Origin of the sequence: Streptomyces sp. NBC_01314, from assembly GCF_041435215.1 — a bacterium.
Lineage (GTDB): Bacteria > Actinomycetota > Actinomycetes > Streptomycetales > Streptomycetaceae > Streptomyces.
The window spans coordinates 4,786,755-4,802,116 of the sequence record NZ_CP108394.1 but is presented as its reverse complement, the minus strand read 5'-3'; the positions used below and the strand labels follow the sequence as shown (position 1 = coordinate 4,802,116).

The window sequence follows — 15,362 nt, the reverse complement described above, 5'->3', positions numbered from 1 at the left end:
AGGCGCTCCCGGGTCAGGAGGCGGTCTGCCGCGCGGGCGCGGCAGGGCCCTCGGCGGACTCCCCGGCCGGCTCCTCGGCCGCTCCCGTGGGAGGGAACTTGATGACGACCGCCACGAGCACGGCCGTCCCGAGCGCCACCAGCGCCCCGATGACTCCGATGACGTTCATGCCGTCGGTGAAGGCGGCCCGGCCCGAGTCGGCGAACGCCGCGGCCACGTCCGACGACAGGCCCTTCGCCGCCTCCAGCGCCCCGGCGAGCGTGTCACCCGCACCGTCCGGGACCTGGGCGGGAACGTCCACGCCGCTGCGGTACACAGCGGTACCGACACTGCCGAGGATCGCCACGCCGAGCGCCATGCCCAGCTCGGTGCTCGTCTCCGAGATGGCCGCGGCGGACCCGGCCTGCTCGGGCGGCGCCGATCCGACCACGATGTCGGTGCCCAGCGCGATGAGCGGGCCGCCGCCGGCGTACACGAAGGCGAAGCCGGTCACGACCTGTGCGATCCCGGAGGTGCTGTCCGCGAGGGCCAGCATGACGTGGCCCAGCGCCGACACGAACAGGCCGACGGCGACGACGTACGCGGGCCGGAACCTGCTCGCGGCGATCGGGGACACGACGGCCGTCACGATCAACGCGAAGGCGGCGGGCAGCAGGTAGAGGCCGGCCTTCATCGGCGACAGCCCGCCCACCAGCTGCAGATACTGCGTCACGAACAGATAGGTGCCGCCCGCGACCAGCATGCTCAGCAGCAGCGTCACCAGGGACGTACGGAAGGCGGGATTGCCGAACAGGCGGAAGTCCAGCAGCGGACTCTCCAGGGTGCGCTGCCGGCGGACGAACACGGCACTCACGACCAGGCCCGCGACGAGGGCCAGCAGCGGCAGCGCGGACACCCCGTCGTTGGCGATCTCCTTCAGGCCGTAGATCACCGGCAGGATCGCCGCCAGGGACAGCGCCACGCTGACCAGGTCGACCCGGCCGGCCTGCTCGTCGCGGTACTCCGGCAGCAGTAAGGGGCCCGCCACCAGCAGCAGCGCCATGACGGGCACGCCGAGCAGGAAGACCGACCCCCACCAGAAGTACTCCAGCATGGCACCCCCGACCACCGGGCCGAGTGCGATGCCGACGGAGAACATGGTGACCCAGACGGCGATGGCCACCCCTCGCTGCCGTGCGTCGCGGAACATGTTGCTGATCAGTGCCAGCGTGGAGGGCATCAGGGTGGCGCCGGTGATGCCGAGAGCCGCGCGCGCCGCGATCAGCGCGGCCGGGCTGTCGGCGTAGGCGGCGGCCACCGAGGCGACACCGAAGGCGGCGGCGCCGATCAGCAGCAGCTTCCGGCGGCCGACGCGGTCGCCCAGCGTGCCCATGGTCACCAGGAAGCCGGCGATCAGGAAGCCGTAGATGTCGATGATCCACAACATCTGGGAGGCCGAGGGGTCCAGGCCCTCACTGATGTGCGGAACCGCCAGGTGCAGCACGCTCACGTCGATCGACAGCAGCAGCGTGGGAAGCGCCAGCACGGCCAGGCCCAGCCACTCCCGTGGTCCGGCCTGGTGGGGGGTATCGGTGATGGTGCTCAACTTGTCTCCTTCAAGGGGTACTTCGGATCGCCGCCCGGAACGGGTGCCGGGAGGCAGGGCGGACCAGGGACATGGCCCTCGTCCGGGACGCCCGCATGCGGTGCGCCGGGACGGCCGGCCACCAGGCGGTGGACGACGGCCGCGGCGTGCGCGGGCTCGTAGAGGTAGAAATGACCGCCGGTGAACATCAGCCGACTGAAACCGCCGCTCGTCTCCAGGGACCACAGGTGCAGCCGTTCGGCGACGACGACGGGATCGTCGACGGCCCCGAGCGCCAGGATGGGCACGCCGGTGCCCGACAGCGGCCGCTCGTACCGCTCCATCGCCTCCAGGTCCGCGCGAATGGCGCGCAGCGACGGCTGGACGAGATCGGCCCGGTTCATCAGCTGGGGCGTCATACCGCCGATGTCCAGCAGGTGTTCCAGCAGTTCGGCGTCGCTTCTCAGGTGGGCGAAGGGCGGCTCGTCGGGGAAGCACGGGGGCTGACGTGCCGAGACGGCCAGCAAGCCCGGTGCGAGCCCCTTCTGCTCCATCAGCCGCGTGAGTTCGTACGCCAGCACGCTGCCGAAGCTGTGGCCGACGACCGCGTACGGCAGCTCGGGCAGGTCCGCGAGGTCCCGGGCGAGCGCGTCGACGAGGGGCTCGACGCGGGTCAGGGGCCGTTCCTTGATACGGGCGCCCCGGCCCGGCAGTTGGGCGACGACAAGTTCGACATCCGCGGGCAGGAGCTGCCACCAGGAGCGGAACGCGGAGGGCCACCCGCCGGCGTGCGGGAAGGCCACAACACGGAACCGGGGCGCCGGGCGGGCGCCGGCGCCGACGGTCATCCACCAGTTACCCATCGGCTGCTCCCCGTCCCGGGCAGGTGTCGGTCACGTGGGGGGCCAGCAGCGGGTGACGGGCCTCCAGGTGCTCGATCACCCGGCTCTGGTGGCGTTGCAGACGCTGGCCCGGCAGATGGTCCAGGGAGTGCAGGAACGGGTCCTGCGGGGCGGGCAGGCCGGCGATCGCGCTCGCCGTGCCCAGGACGAGCATCGGCTGGTACCAGGCCGAGTAGCCGCCCTCGTGGACGAAGACGATCCGGCCCCCGGTCAGTTCGTCGGCCAGCCGGCACATCGCCGACGTCATGGCGTGGAACGTCCGGCTGGTGCACATCATGCGGCCCATCGGGTCGTGGCCGCTCGCGTCGACGCCCGCCGCGACCAGGATCAGATCGGGTCCGAACGCACGGGCCGCGGGTTCCACGACCCGACCGACGACGGCGAGATAGGCGTCGTGCCCCGTCCCCGGGGGCAGCGGCACGTTGAGCGTGCTGCCCTTGCCTGCGCCCGTACCCGTCTCCATGACGAGGCCGGACGCCGCCGGGAAGAGCCCGTCCTGGTGGATCGACACGTACAGCACGTCGGGGTCGTCGTAGAACACCCGCTGGATGCCGTTGCCGTGGTGCACGTCCCAGTCCAGGATCAGCACCCGGCCCACCCCGCGGCGCTGCGCGGCCCGCGCGGCGACGGCCACGTTGTTGTAGAGGCACAGGGCCATGGCCCGGTCGGGTTCCGCGTGGTGGCCGGGCGGGCGGACCAGGCAGTAGGCCCGCCGGAACCGCCCGTCCAGGACCTGCTCGACGGCCTGTACCGAGGCGCCCGCGGCGAGCCTCGCGGCCTGTGCGCTGTGGTAGTTGACGTGCGCGTACACACCGGCGTCACCCCCGCCGGACGCCGACACCGCCTCGACGCGCTCGATGTGCTCCGGCACGTGCACCAGCAGCAGGTCCTCGTCCGAGGCGGGCGCCGGCGTGACGCGGGTGTACCGGTCCATCACGCCCGACAACTGGACCAGTCCCTCGGCCCGGCGCAGATCGGGGTCGACCGCGAACTGGCGGAGCGGTTCGACGCCCGGACCCACCGGCACGTACCCCGAGCCGGGCCCGGGGTCGTGCCAGAAGCACATCTCGTGGCTGAACCACGCGAGGTCGGACGTGTTCACCAGGCGGACACACCCAGTGAGGCCCGGCTGACGCCAGAGACCTTCTCGATGTACTGGAGGTAGTACTCCCGCTCCTCGTCCGGGGTGCGCTTGGCGCGGAACGTGGAGTCCAGCAGGTCCAGCACCTCACCGGTCTCGCCGGAGGTGAGCCGCCGCTCTCCGGCCCCCTCCTCGACGGAGCGGATACGCGCCGCCGGCTCCACCACGCCCTTGGTGTGCTCGTCCCGGTCGGTGCCGTGGCTGCGGGTCGAGGCGATGGTCTTCAGTACCGCCGAGAAGAACGCCGTCTGGTCGAAGTCCGTCATGTCCATTCCCCCTTGGTCGTCGTGTGGTCGTGCGACGTGCCGTGGTGCCCTACCGTCGTGTCGTGTCGGTTCCGTGGTCAGGTGATGAGGCCGCAGGCCCGGCCGGCCTTCTCCAGCGTCGCGACGGCGGTGTCCAGGTCGGCCTCCGAGTGGCTGAGGTTGACGATCGTCCGCAGCCTCGGCAGCGTCCGCGGCACCGCCGGGTAGACGATCGGCTGGACGAACAGCCCGTCGAGCTGACACGCGCGGGCCATGGCACCCGCCTGCTCGGCGCTGCGGCAGATGATCGGCACGACCGGTGTCTCACCGGTGAGCGTGTCGAAGCCCAGAGCCCGCAGCTGCTCCCGGTAACGGGCGGTCCGGGCCCGCAGTTCGCGGGGCAGTTCCGGTGCCGCGTCGATCACCTCGATCGCCGCCCTGGCCGCCGCCACCTGGGCCGGTGTCGCGGCGGCGGAGAACATCCAGCCCCGCGCGTTGTTCTTCAGCGCGAAGACGAGGTCGCTCGATCCGGCGATGTAACCGCCCGCGCTGGGCACGGTCTTGGACAGCGTGCCCATCTTCACGTCGACGCGGGCCGGGTCGATGCCGAAGTGCTCGGTGATGCCGCGTCCGGTACGGCCGAGCACACCGAGGCTGTGCGCCTCGTCCACCATGAGCGGGGCGTCGTACCGCTCGCACAGCTCGACGATGCCCGGCAGGTCGGCCACGTCGCCGTCCATGCTGAAGACGGCGTCGGTGACCACCAGCCGTCCCGCGTCCCCCGCCTTCTTCAGGGCGCGCTCCAGGTCGGCGAGGTCGTTGTGCGCGTACGTGAGGACCTTGGCGCCCGACAGCCGGTAGCCGTCGAGGATGCTGGCGTGGTTGTAGACGTCGCCGATGATGACGTCGCCGGGGCCGACCAGCGCGCCCACCGTGGCCAGGTTCGTCATGTAGCCGCTGGAGAAGACGACGGCGTCCTCGGTGCCCAGGAACCGGGCGAGGGTGAGCTCCAGTTCGCGGTGCAGATGGAGGGTGCCCGCGAGGAGCCGTACGCCGTGGGCGCCGGTCCCGTGCCTCTCCACGGCACGCAGCGCCTGCTGCTCGATGTAGCCGTGTCCGATGAGGCCGAGGTAGCTGTACGAGGCGAAGTTGAGGAACCAGCGGCCGTCGAACTTGATGCGGGCGCCCCGGGCCTCCTCGATGACGGGCTCGTAGAAGTACTCGTCCTTGGCGACGACCACGCGGTCCTCCACGGACAGGGCGTCGATGCGCCGGTCCAGGAAGGTGCCGTCGGGCCTGCTGGAGAGGCGGCCGGGGAGGGTGCGTCGGGGGGTGCGGGCGGTGGGGCGGGGTGCCTCGGGGGCCGGCGCGGTCCGGGATGTGGTCGCCCTGGGAATCGGCGCGTTCGTGGGGTGTGCTGTGCGCCGGCCCGCCGGGAGGGGGCGGGTGGGTGCCGGGCTGTCCTCGGGGCGGGCGGCGGGTTCCGGGGCGCGGAAGCGGTCCCAGTCGGGGACGAAGGAGTCGGCCGTGCTCGGGCGCGCGGCGGCGGGCGCCGGCCGTTCCCTCTCGGCGGCGGGAGGGACGGGAGCCGGAGCCGCAGGGGTCGGAGCCGCGAGGGCCTGGGCCGGCGTGGTCGTAGGGGCCGGCAGTTGGAGGTGGTCGGCGAGCGCGCCGACCGTGCTGTGCTCGAAGAAGACCATCGGGTCGACCTCGAAGCCGTCAGTGGACAGGGACGCGGCCAGCTCGACCGCCATCATCGAATCGAGGCCCAGCTCCAGCAGATCGTCCTCGGGCGCCACATCGTCGACGTGCAGGACGTTCGTCAGAGCCGTGGTCAGGGACAGCCACAGCCCGCGTTCCGGTGTCACGGCGGTCATGGGTTCTTCCTTCGCGTCGACGGCGGCGGACAGGACGTAGTGGGCGGGTGGGCGGCCGAGGACGGTGCGCAGCAGGGCGACTCCGCTGTCCGCCGTGAGGACCGGGACGCCGTGCGCGGCGGCCTTCGGGGCGATGCCCTCGCCCATGCCGACGTTCCACAGCCCCCAGCCGAGGCTGAACCAGGGCTCGCCGTCGGCGCGTCTGCGGGCCGCGTAGCCGTCCAGGTAGGCGTTGGCCGCCGCGTAGGAGCTCTGCCCGAGGTTGGCGCGTACGGAGGCGACGGACGAGAAGAGGGCGACGAAGTCCGGGGGGCCGCTGCGGGCGATCAGCTCGGCGATCGCGTGCACCCCGCCGGTCTTGGGGCCGAGGACGTCCTCGACCTGCTCCGGCGTCAGGTTTCGGGCCAGGCCGTCGCGCAGCACGCCGGCGGCGTGGAACACGCCGTCGTAGCGTTCGGCGCCGTCGAGCACCTCCGGGAGACGACGGACGTCCGCGGCCACGGTGTCCAGTTCGCAGAGGGCACCGAGCCGGTCGAGCCGCGCCCGCGTCTCCCCCGCGTCCGGGACGGTCCGGCCCACGAGGGTCAGACGGGCACAGCCTTCGGCCGCCAGGAACTCCGCGACCCGCAGACCGATGCCGCCCATGCCGCCGGTGATGAGGAAGCGTCCGTCACGGAACCGGGGAACCCGCGCGCCGCTGCCGGACGGCTGTTCCGGTGCGCGCCCGCTCGGCTCCAGGTCGGGCCGGTACCAGCCGCCCGCGCGGCGGGCGAGTTCCGGCTCGGCCTGTCCGAGTACGTCCTCCAGCGCGGTCGCCGTGAGCGCGGCACCGGCCTCCAGGTCCACCAGACGGACGGTGGAGCGGGGGTGTTCCACGCGCAGGGTGCGGCCGAGTCCCCACAGAGAGGTCATGAAGGGGTCGACGCTCTCCTCGCCCGCGACCTGGTGGGCCCCGGCGGTGACGATCAGCAGATCGGGCATCGGCGGATGTGCCGCGAGCCGCCGTACCAGGGTGAACACACCCTGCAGGGCCTCCCTCACCCGCTCCTCGCCCGCCGGGCCGCGCGGTGCGGCGTACAGCACCGCGCCCACGGGCGTCCCGTCGAGCACGTCCGCGAGGCGCTCCTCGGTCAGCTCCTCCGTCGTCAGACGGACGACGGTCCGGCCCTCCGGCCCCGGTAGCGGCTGCGACGAGATGAGCAGCAGAGGGGCTTCGGACGCCCGGGGGACGACGGCCGGTTCGGTGCCGCGCCAGACGACGGTCTCGATCGAGCCGTTCGCCGACCGGGCCGGCCTGGCCCGCTCACCCACCGCTCCGGGGGGCCGAGGTGCGGCCGGTGACTTGAGGGTGATGCGGTCCAGTTCGAGCAGCACCTCGCCCTGCTGGTTGCAGACGGTGGCCCTCCCCCGTACGGCGCCGCCCCGGGACCCTGCCGACGCGTCCCGCTCGACGAGGGCGAGGACCGTGCCGGAGATCCGCCGGCGGGCCACGAGCCGGCCCACGTACCACGGCAGGCACGCCCCGGCGGCTCCGTCGTCGAGCATGCCCAGGGCCTGGAAGACGCTGTCGAGCAGGGGTGGCGGCACGAACCGGGTCCCGTGCAGGTCGTCGTCCGCGCGCAGGACCACCAGCATCCGGTCCTGCCCCCGGTACGCGGACCGGATCGTCCGGTACGCGGGCCCGTACGTGATGCCGCTGGCCCGCCGCCACGCGGCCACGTCCGTCAACGGGACGGACCGCGTGCAGTCGGCCCGCAGCCCGGTCAGGTCGACGTAGTGGGGCGGCGGCAGGGGGACGCCACTGGCGTGCGCCGTGCTGTGTTCGAGCGGCACGCCGCCCCCGTCGGCCGGGTGCGAACGCAGCGAGTACCGCCCGTCGTCGGCCGTGACCACGCTCAGGTCGACGCCGGGCCCGGTCACCCGCAGCGGTGCGCGGAAGGTGACGTTCTCCAGCGTCCACACGCGGTCGGGCCGTCGGGTGTCGCAGGCGGTCAGCAGGGCGTCGATCTGGGCGGCGGCCGGGACGACGGGGGTGTCACCGATCCGGTGGTCGAGGACCAGCGGATCGGTGGCGGCGAGGTGGACCCGGGTGCCGCTCATGTGCGTAGGCCGAACCGCTCGGTGGCCTTGACCAGGCCGTTCACCTGAATGTCGACCGCGTGCTCGCCCGCGTAGTACCGGCGGGTCTGCACCTCCCTGAGGGTGTGGCCCTTCCGCACGACCCGCCGTTCGCCGGCGGCGAGTTCGAGGGTCGTCAGCTTGAAGACCTTGGGGATGCTGCGGCCGTTCTTGCGCACGTGGTGGACCACGTAGTCGACGGTGACGCTGTGGACCCGGTCGTCGGCGTTCTCGACGGTGAAGTCGATGACGACAGTGTCCCCGACGGCCACCGCACCGGGCGTGACGCGCAGGTCGGTCACCTGGACGAGTTCGCCGCCCGTGGCCCCGAGAATGGCCAGGGCCTGCTGGTCGCCCTTCTTCACGAGGGTGCGCAGGGCGTGCTTCACGATCCAGTTCGTCTCGGGGGTGGGACTCTCCTCCAGCCAACGCAGCGCGGTGGCGAGCGCGAGGCCGGGGGTGTCCTTGGAGATGTCGTTGAGGTTGTTGGCGACGGACTTGCGCACGTACTCGGAGGGGTCGCTGCGCAGGGGTTCGAGGATCTCCAGAAGGGGTTGCGGGTCCTTCACGAAGACGTCGAGGGTGCGGGCCCAGGGCAGGCGGGGGCGGATTCCCTCGCTGGCGAGGCGCCGTACGTTGTGGCTCGGGCTGGTCGCCCACTCCGCGACGCGCTTCATGGTCATCGTGTAGTGGTGCTCGACGAAGGGCCTGATGGCGTACTCGCCGGTGTGGCGCCGGGTGATCTCCTCGATGGCGTCCAGGGACACCTCGGGGTGGTCCCGGCCGTACTCCTCCACGAACCTGGCCACCGGCATCAGGAACCAGCTGGTGTTGAACATGCCCTCGCCCTCGGCGAGTTCGTCGCCGAGGATCGACACGAGCACGGCCACGGCCGCCGGGTAGTCCTCGGGGAGCCGGGTGCGCAGGCCCTCGGTCAGGACGAGGACGCGGTCCTTGAGTTCCTTGTCGGGGATGCGCTGTTCGACTTCGGCGGCGTAACCCTCGACGTCGAACTCGGCGTGGACGGCGCGGACCTTGCCGCCGATGAGGCGCGCGGCCTCACCGTTGAAGTGTCGCTTCAGTCCGTATTCGCTAGCCATGGTGCTCGGGCCTTTTCGTCTCGTGCGGATGGGTGCTGTCGGTGGTCGTGGTGTCGGGGCCCGGTGCGGCGGGCGTGCCGGGTGTGATCCAGAACCGGCGGCGCCGGAAGGGGTAGCCGGGGACGGTGGTGACGCTCTGGTGTTTGCCGTGGTGAAGGCCGGTCCAGTTCAGGTCCGTGCCGGTGTGGTTGTGGTGGGCCGTCAGCGCGGCGTGGAACTGCGGCTGGTCCTCACGGCCCCGCCGGAGGGTGGTGATCCATGCGCAGTCGAGGTCGGGGCGCTCCTCGGTGAGCGTGGCGCGGGCGAGCGGGACCAGCTGCGGATGCGGACCGATCTCCCAGACGGTGTGGGGGTCAGTCTCGGCCAGTGTGGTGACGGCCTGGCTGAAGCGGACGGCGCGGCGGATCGCCCGGGCCCAGTACCCGGGGTCGGTGGCGGTGACGTCGCTGTGCCAGGTGCCGGTGAGGGTGCCGGCGAAGGGGATCGAGGGCGGTGCGAGCGGGGTGGCGGCCACGGCGTCCGCGAAGGGGGCGAGGGCCGGTTCCATCACCGCCGAGTGGAAGGCGTGGCTGACCGTCAGGGGCTGTACGCGGGCGGAGATTTCCCGGCGGAAGCGGGCCATCACCTCTTCCGGGCCGCTGACGGTGTGGACGCGCGGCGCGTTGTGGGCGGCGATCTCCAGGCCGGGGTACGCCGCCAGTTCGGCCATCAGAGTGTGCGCGTCGGTGTGGACGACGGCCATCGTTCCGGTGGCGGGCTGGGCCTGCATCAGCTCGCCGCGCAGCGCGGTCAGCCGCAGCAGGTCGGGCAGGGCGAGGACCCCGGCCGCCCAGGCCGCGGTCAGTTCGCCCAGACTGTGCCCGGCGACGGCGTCGGGCCGGACCCCGGCCGCCCGCAGGGACGCCACCAGGGCGACCTGGACGCTGACGATGCCGATCTGCGCGTACCGGGTCTGGTCCAGCAGGTGCCGGGCGTCGCCGTACAGCAGGTCCGGCAGGGGCACGTCGGTCCAGGGGGTGAGCAGGTCGGCGCATTCCTGGAGCGCGTCGCGGAAGTGCGGCTCGGTGGCCCTCAGCCCCTGGCCCATACCGGCGTACTGCGAGCCCTGCCCGGTGAAGAGGAAGGCGGTGGTCGTCGTCGTACGGGTATGCCGGGTCGGGGGTGTGGTGGCCGAGGCGACCTCCGCGAACCGGGCGGCCAGTTCGCCGGCCGTGGTGCCGTGCACCGCGGTGCGGTACCGGTGGGCGGTCCGTGCGGTGTTGACGGTACGGGCGAAGTCGCCGAGCCGGTCCTCGGCGGTGCCGGCCAACTGGTCGGCGTAGGCTCCGGCCAGGTCGCGCAGGGTGGCCTCGTCCGCCGCGCCGACTCGCACGATGTGGCTGTCCTGCGGGAGAGGGGTGTCCCGGGGCACCGCCGGTGGCTCTTCGACGATGACGTGGGCGTTGACACCGCCCATGCCGAACGCGCTGATCGCGGCCCGCCGGGGATGACCGCCACGCGGCCACGCCTGCGGACGGTCGGCGAGGTAGAAGGGCGTCTCCTCGAATCGGATGTGGTCGTTGGGGCGGGTCACGTGCAGCGTCGGCGGGATCACCTCGTGCTCCATCGCCAGCAACGCCTTCACCAGACCCGCCAGGCCGGCCGCCGGCTCCAGATGGCCGATGTTCGACTTCAACGACCCGATCGCGCAGAACTGCGCCCGATCGGTGTGCTCGCGCCAGGCCCGGGTCAGCCCGTCGATCTCGATGGGGTCGCCGAGGCTCGTCCCCGTGCCGTGCGCCTCCAGCAACCCGACCGTCTCCGGTGAGATCTCCGCGTCCTTCAGCGCCGCGGTGATGACGTCCCGTTGTGCGCGGGGGCTCGGGGCGGAGTAACGGGTGGTACGGCCGCCGTGGTTCACGGCCGCGCCCTTGACGAGGCCCCGGATCCGGTCGCCGTCCCGCCTGGCGTCGTCGTGACGCCGCAGGACGACGGCGACCGCGCCCTCACCGGGGACGAAGCCGTCGCCGGTGCTGTCGAAGGCACGGCAGCGGTGCCGTGGTGACAGGGCCATCAGATCGCCCATGGAGCGGAAGTACTCGGGGCTGATGGCGGCGTGCACGGCTCCGATCACCGCCGTGTCGATGTCCCCGGCGCGCAGGTGCTGCAGGGCCGTGTGCACGGCCACCAGCGAGGACGAGCAGAGGGTGTTGACGAGTGCGCTCGGGCCGTGCCAGTCCATCAGGTAGGACAGCCGGTTCGCGATCATCGCCTCCAGGCCCAGGCCCCGGCCGTCGGGTACGCCGTGGCGGGCGCGCTCCTCGTGGTAGTGGTCGTGGCTGTACGCGATCCACAGACCGGTACGGCTGCGCTCGGCCCGCTCGCCCGCCCGTCCCCCGTCCTCCAGGGCCTCCCAGATCGTTTCGTACACGATCCTCGCCTGGGGGTCGATCAGGGGCGCTTCCCGGGGTGAGATCCGGAACGGGCCCGGGTCGAACTCGTCCACGGCCTCCAGGAACGAAGCGTGCGGGGCGGGTCCGTGCGGCGGCCGGCTCCAGCGGCCGTCGGGCAGCGCGCGTACGGTGTCCCGTCCTTCGCGCAGGAGGCCCGCGAAGTCGGTGAGGGTGCGTGCGGTGGGGAGACGGACCGCCGCGCCGACGACGGCGATGTCTCGGGAGCGGGGGGTGGCGGGTGTGGGCACGGACGCGGGGGAGCGGTTGGGGGTGGGGTGGAGGTCGGGCGCGGGTACGGGGTCGGGTGTGGGTGAGGCGGGGGTCGCGGGCCTTGTGGTGTGCGGGCGGGGCGCCGGGGTCGGGTCGGCCGGTGTTCGGGGTGCGGTGGTCGGCTCGTCGGCCGCGGGAGGCCCGGCGGGTGCGGACGTCTCGTCGGCCGGGCGGGGCGACGGGACCAGTGCGGCGGCCCGGTCCGGGGCCTCGGTCAGGACGAACTCGGCGAACCGGCGGGGTGTGGGGTGCTCGAAGAAGACCGTCGGGTAGAGGGACAGCCCGAACTCCTGGGAGATCCGCTCACTCAGCGACACCAGACCGACCGAGTCGAACCCCGCGGACAGGAACTCCGTGTCGGCGTCGTCCGCGGAGGTGCCCGTCAGCTCCAGGAACCAGTCGAGCACCCGCCCGGGCATCCTCGGCCGGTCGCCGCGCGTCGCGGGGGCGGGGCGGGTGGGAGGCAGGGCGGTGGTGTCGCGGGGCGCGGTCAGGGCCGTACCGCCGGCGACGGTGTCCGCCGTACCGGCGGGCGCCGCCGCGGCCGTGTCTCCGGCCGCCACCGCTGTCGTACCGTCGGCCGCTGTCGCCGTACCGGCGGGCTCCACCGCAGCCGCACGGCCGGGTGCCTCGGCCGCCGTGGCCGAGGGCGCCTCCGTCCGGGCCGGCGGCGGTGCCGCCGCGGTGGGCCGCGCCGTCGCCCCCTCCCCGCTGAACGCCTCCTGCGGCACCCGCTTGGACGACATGTCGCCGAAGACCAGCAGCGGCAGGCCCGCCGCGTCGGTCACCGTCTGGGTGACACGGCAGGCCTCCTCGTTCCAGAAAGCGATCTCCGTGCGGACGTAGGCGGCGTCGTCCAGCGGGCCGTGGACGTCCACCCGGCCCGCCGAGAGCGGAATGAACGCGGACGCCTCGGCGGCACCGAACACCGGGTTGTCCGGGGCGATCGCGGCGATGGTGACGCTGTCGAGCAGGCCCGGAAACAGCTGGACGCCGGGCGGGTTCATCTCCCACTGGCGCCGCCCCTCGATCCGGGCGAGCGTGCCGCCGTCCGGGAGGCCCGCCACCCAGGAGATGTTCCGGTAGTAGCGGCCGTGGTGGTAGCCGATCCGCCGCAACCACCGGTAGAGACCCGATCCGGCGTGCACGTCCGCGCAGGAACCGATCAGTGAGGCGATGGGTACGGGGGCCGGCCGGGCGGCGGGCTCGCGCAGCAGCCGGCCGGTGACGAAGGGGTCGCCGTTCCGGTCGTCCTCCACCGTGAACAGCCCCCGCGCGTCGACGCGGCACACCACGCGGCACGCACCGGACGGGATCAGCGGGCGGTGGAACAGCAGGTCCCGTACGCCGTGGAAGGGTTCGCCGCGCAGCGCGGCACCCTCGCGCAGGAACTCGAACCACGCCACGCCCGGCAGCATGATCCTGCGGTACACGGCGTGCTGTGCGAGGGGGGCCTCACCCGGCCCGAAGACCCGAGCGAAGACGTATCCGGCGGCTCCCTCGTCCCGTACGAGCTCCGCGGGCGTGCCGGGTTCGGGCGAGCGCCGGGGCTCGCGCAGGTCGAGGGCCCGGCCGCCCGGCTGGGCCGACGGCAGCAGACGCTTGCGCCACGCCCTGTCCCCTTGGCGGGCGGCCCAGTCGATGTCCCGGCCCGCCGCGAAGAGGTCGGCGGTGATCGCGGCGAGCACCTCGGCCACGTCCCGGCCGTCGTGCGCCCGGGCCAGGAGGGCACACAGGTCGGCGTCGGCGGTGGGTTCGTGCGCGGCCTCGGGGGCCGGGTCACCGTCGTGGCGCAGGACGTCCGCCAACGCCTCTTCGAGCGGTACGCGGCCCCAGGCGAAGTCCCGGATCGCCGCCCACCCCGGGGGCAGGTCCACCGCGCTGTCCGGCAGCCCCGCGTCGCGCAGCGCCACCGTGAGGGCGACGCCCCCGCTGATGCGCAGCAGTTCGCCGGTGAAGTCCGCCAGGCGCGCTCCGGTCGCCGTCTCGAAGCGGCCGATGATCTCGTGCACGGGAGGCACCGAGCGGTCGAGGGCGACGAGCCAGGCAGGCGCTGCCTCGTCCTCCCGGGGACGAACGCGTACGGCGAGCCGGCCGGGCGCGGCGGTGTCGGCGGCGTCGTACCGCAGGAGCCATGCGCGCAGGGCGGACGTCAGCTCCGTGGCGTCGGCCCCGGAGACGGCCACCCGCTCGGTGCGGTGCGGACGGGCCAGCCGCGCGGTGGCGCACACGTCGTCGAGGTCGTCGGTCACGGTGGGCAGGAACTCGGTCCACTGCGCGACCAGTTCCCGCAGCGCGTACGGGGTGTCGGCCGACAGGGGTAGGAGGTGGACCGCGTGAGGCTGCCCGCCGGTGTGGTTCCGCGCGCGCGGAACCGGGGGGACGGCTTCGGCGACGACGTGCGCGTTCGTCCCGCCGAAGCCGAAGCCACTCACCGCGGCCCGTCGCACGGGCGTCTCGGGCCAGGGTCCGTGCGTGGCGGGGAGGTGGAAGGGGCTGTCGGCCAGGCCGAGGCGGGGGTTGGGCTCCTCGACGGTGAGCGCCGGGACGATGCCGTCGCGCAGCATGACCAGCACCTTGGCCAGTCCCGCCAGGCCCGACGCCGAGTGCAGATGACCGATGCGGCGCTTGAGGGAACCGAGTGCCACGGAGTTGCGGGGCACGCCGAGCCGGCCGAACACCTCGGTGAGCGCCCGCGCCTCGATCGGGTCGCCGATGGCGGTGCCGGTGCCGTGGGCCTCGACGTACTGGACGGTCGCCGGGTCGATCCGCTCGTACACCTTGCCCAGCAGTTCGACCTGGGCCTCCACGTTCGGCGAGGTGACGCCCATGGTGCGGCCGTCGTTGTTGACGGCGGTCGCGGCGATGCCGCCGAGAACCGGATCGCCGTCGGCCAGTGCCGCCTTCATCGGCTTCAGGACCAGGGCGACGGCTCCCTCGCCGGGTACGTAGCCGTCGGCCCTGCGGTCGAAGGTCCGGCACAGGCCGTCCGGGGACAGGGCTCCGGTGCGGGAGAGCAGGACGAAGGTGAGCGGGTCGATCAGCAGGTCGACCGCGCCGACGACGGCCAGCTCACAGGCTCCCGCCGTCAGGCTCTGGCAGGCCAGCCAGACGGCGGACAGGGAGGACGAGCACGCGGTGTCGACGACGAGGCTCGGGCCCGACAGGTCGAACCGGTCGGACAGCCAGGCCGCCATGAAGTTCTGCGACCGGCCCCAGAGGGAGGCGGCCCGCGGCTCCTCGGCGGGGCCGGGTGCCGGGGCGCCGACCGGACGCCGAGCGCCGTCGGGGCCCGGGCCACGTCCGTGGTCGAACCCGTAGCCGTTCATACGGGCGCCGACGAACACGCCCGCGTCGAGCCGCCGACGCGTCCCCAGGTAGCCGGAGTCCTCCAGGGCCCGGGCGCCGACCTCCAGCATCACGCGCTGCTGCGGGTCGAGGAGGACGGCGTCCTCGGCGGTCATGCCGAACGCCGCGTGGTCGAAGGAGAACGGGTCCAGCAGGAAGGCGCCACGGTGATGCGTGCCCTGGTGGGCGCCGTCCCCGAGGTACAGCTCACGGTGCCAGCGGCTCGGCGGGACCTCGTCGACCTCGACCCCGTCGTGCCTCAGCAGGGTCCCGAAGTCCGTGACGTCCTCGGCCCCCGGGAGCCGTACCGCCATGCCGATCACGGCGATACGGCTGTCGGGCTCGCTCACAGCGGTCCTTTCGTT

The 15,362-nt window shown here is 73.1% G+C and carries 7 protein-coding genes; all 7 read right to left on the bottom strand.

Features of this window, described 5'->3' with window-relative positions; genetic code table 11:
• Positions 1-13: 13 nt before the first annotated feature.
• Complete coding sequence (locus OG622_RS20995) at positions 14-1,585, bottom strand: MFS transporter (RefSeq protein WP_371578064.1); 1,572 nt, start codon at positions 1,583-1,585, stop codon at positions 14-16.
• Entirely contained in the window at positions 1,582-2,427 is an 846-nt protein-coding gene (locus tag OG622_RS20990) for a thioesterase II family protein (protein WP_371578063.1), read from the bottom strand. Before OG622_RS20990 ends, OG622_RS20995 begins: the two co-directional genes overlap by 4 nt.
• On the bottom strand, positions 2,420-3,568 hold the full coding sequence (locus OG622_RS20985) for a class II histone deacetylase (RefSeq protein WP_371578062.1): 1,149 nt from the start codon (positions 3,566-3,568) through the stop codon (positions 2,420-2,422). The genes OG622_RS20990 and OG622_RS20985 overlap by 8 nt, the downstream gene beginning before the upstream one ends.
• The gene (locus tag OG622_RS20980) at positions 3,565-3,873 is read right to left on the bottom strand and encodes a hypothetical protein (RefSeq protein ID WP_371578060.1); all 309 of its coding nucleotides are present in this window, start codon (positions 3,871-3,873) and stop codon (positions 3,565-3,567) included. Before OG622_RS20980 ends, OG622_RS20985 begins: the two co-directional genes overlap by 4 nt.
• Positions 3,874-3,950: 77 nt before the next feature.
• Entirely contained in the window at positions 3,951-7,829 is a 3,879-nt protein-coding gene (locus OG622_RS20975) for an aminotransferase class I/II-fold pyridoxal phosphate-dependent enzyme (protein WP_371578059.1), read from the bottom strand.
• Positions 7,826-8,947, bottom strand: a complete 1,122-nt coding sequence (locus OG622_RS20970; RefSeq protein ID WP_371578057.1) for a DNA alkylation repair protein — start codon at positions 8,945-8,947, stop codon at positions 7,826-7,828. Before OG622_RS20970 ends, OG622_RS20975 begins: the two co-directional genes overlap by 4 nt.
• Positions 8,940-15,347, bottom strand: coding sequence for a beta-ketoacyl synthase N-terminal-like domain-containing protein (locus tag OG622_RS20965; protein WP_371578055.1), 6,408 nt, complete (start codon positions 15,345-15,347; stop codon positions 8,940-8,942). Before OG622_RS20965 ends, OG622_RS20970 begins: the two co-directional genes overlap by 8 nt.
• Positions 15,348-15,362 lie beyond the last annotated feature (15 nt).

Excerpts from the sequence above, each read along its gene's own strand:
- OG622_RS20990 (WP_371578063.1), bottom strand. The coding sequence starts at position 2,427 with ATGGGTAACTGGTGGATGACCGTCGGCGCCGGCGCCCGCCCGGCGCCC.
- OG622_RS20980 (WP_371578060.1), bottom strand. The coding sequence starts at position 3,873 with ATGACGGACTTCGACCAGACGGCGTTCTTCTCGGCGGTACTGAAGACC.
- OG622_RS20975 (WP_371578059.1), bottom strand. The coding sequence starts at position 7,829 with ATGAGCGGCACCCGGGTCCACCTCGCCGCCACCGATCCGCTGGTCCTC.
- OG622_RS20970 (WP_371578057.1), bottom strand. The coding sequence starts at position 8,947 with ATGGCTAGCGAATACGGACTGAAGCGACACTTCAACGGTGAGGCCGCG.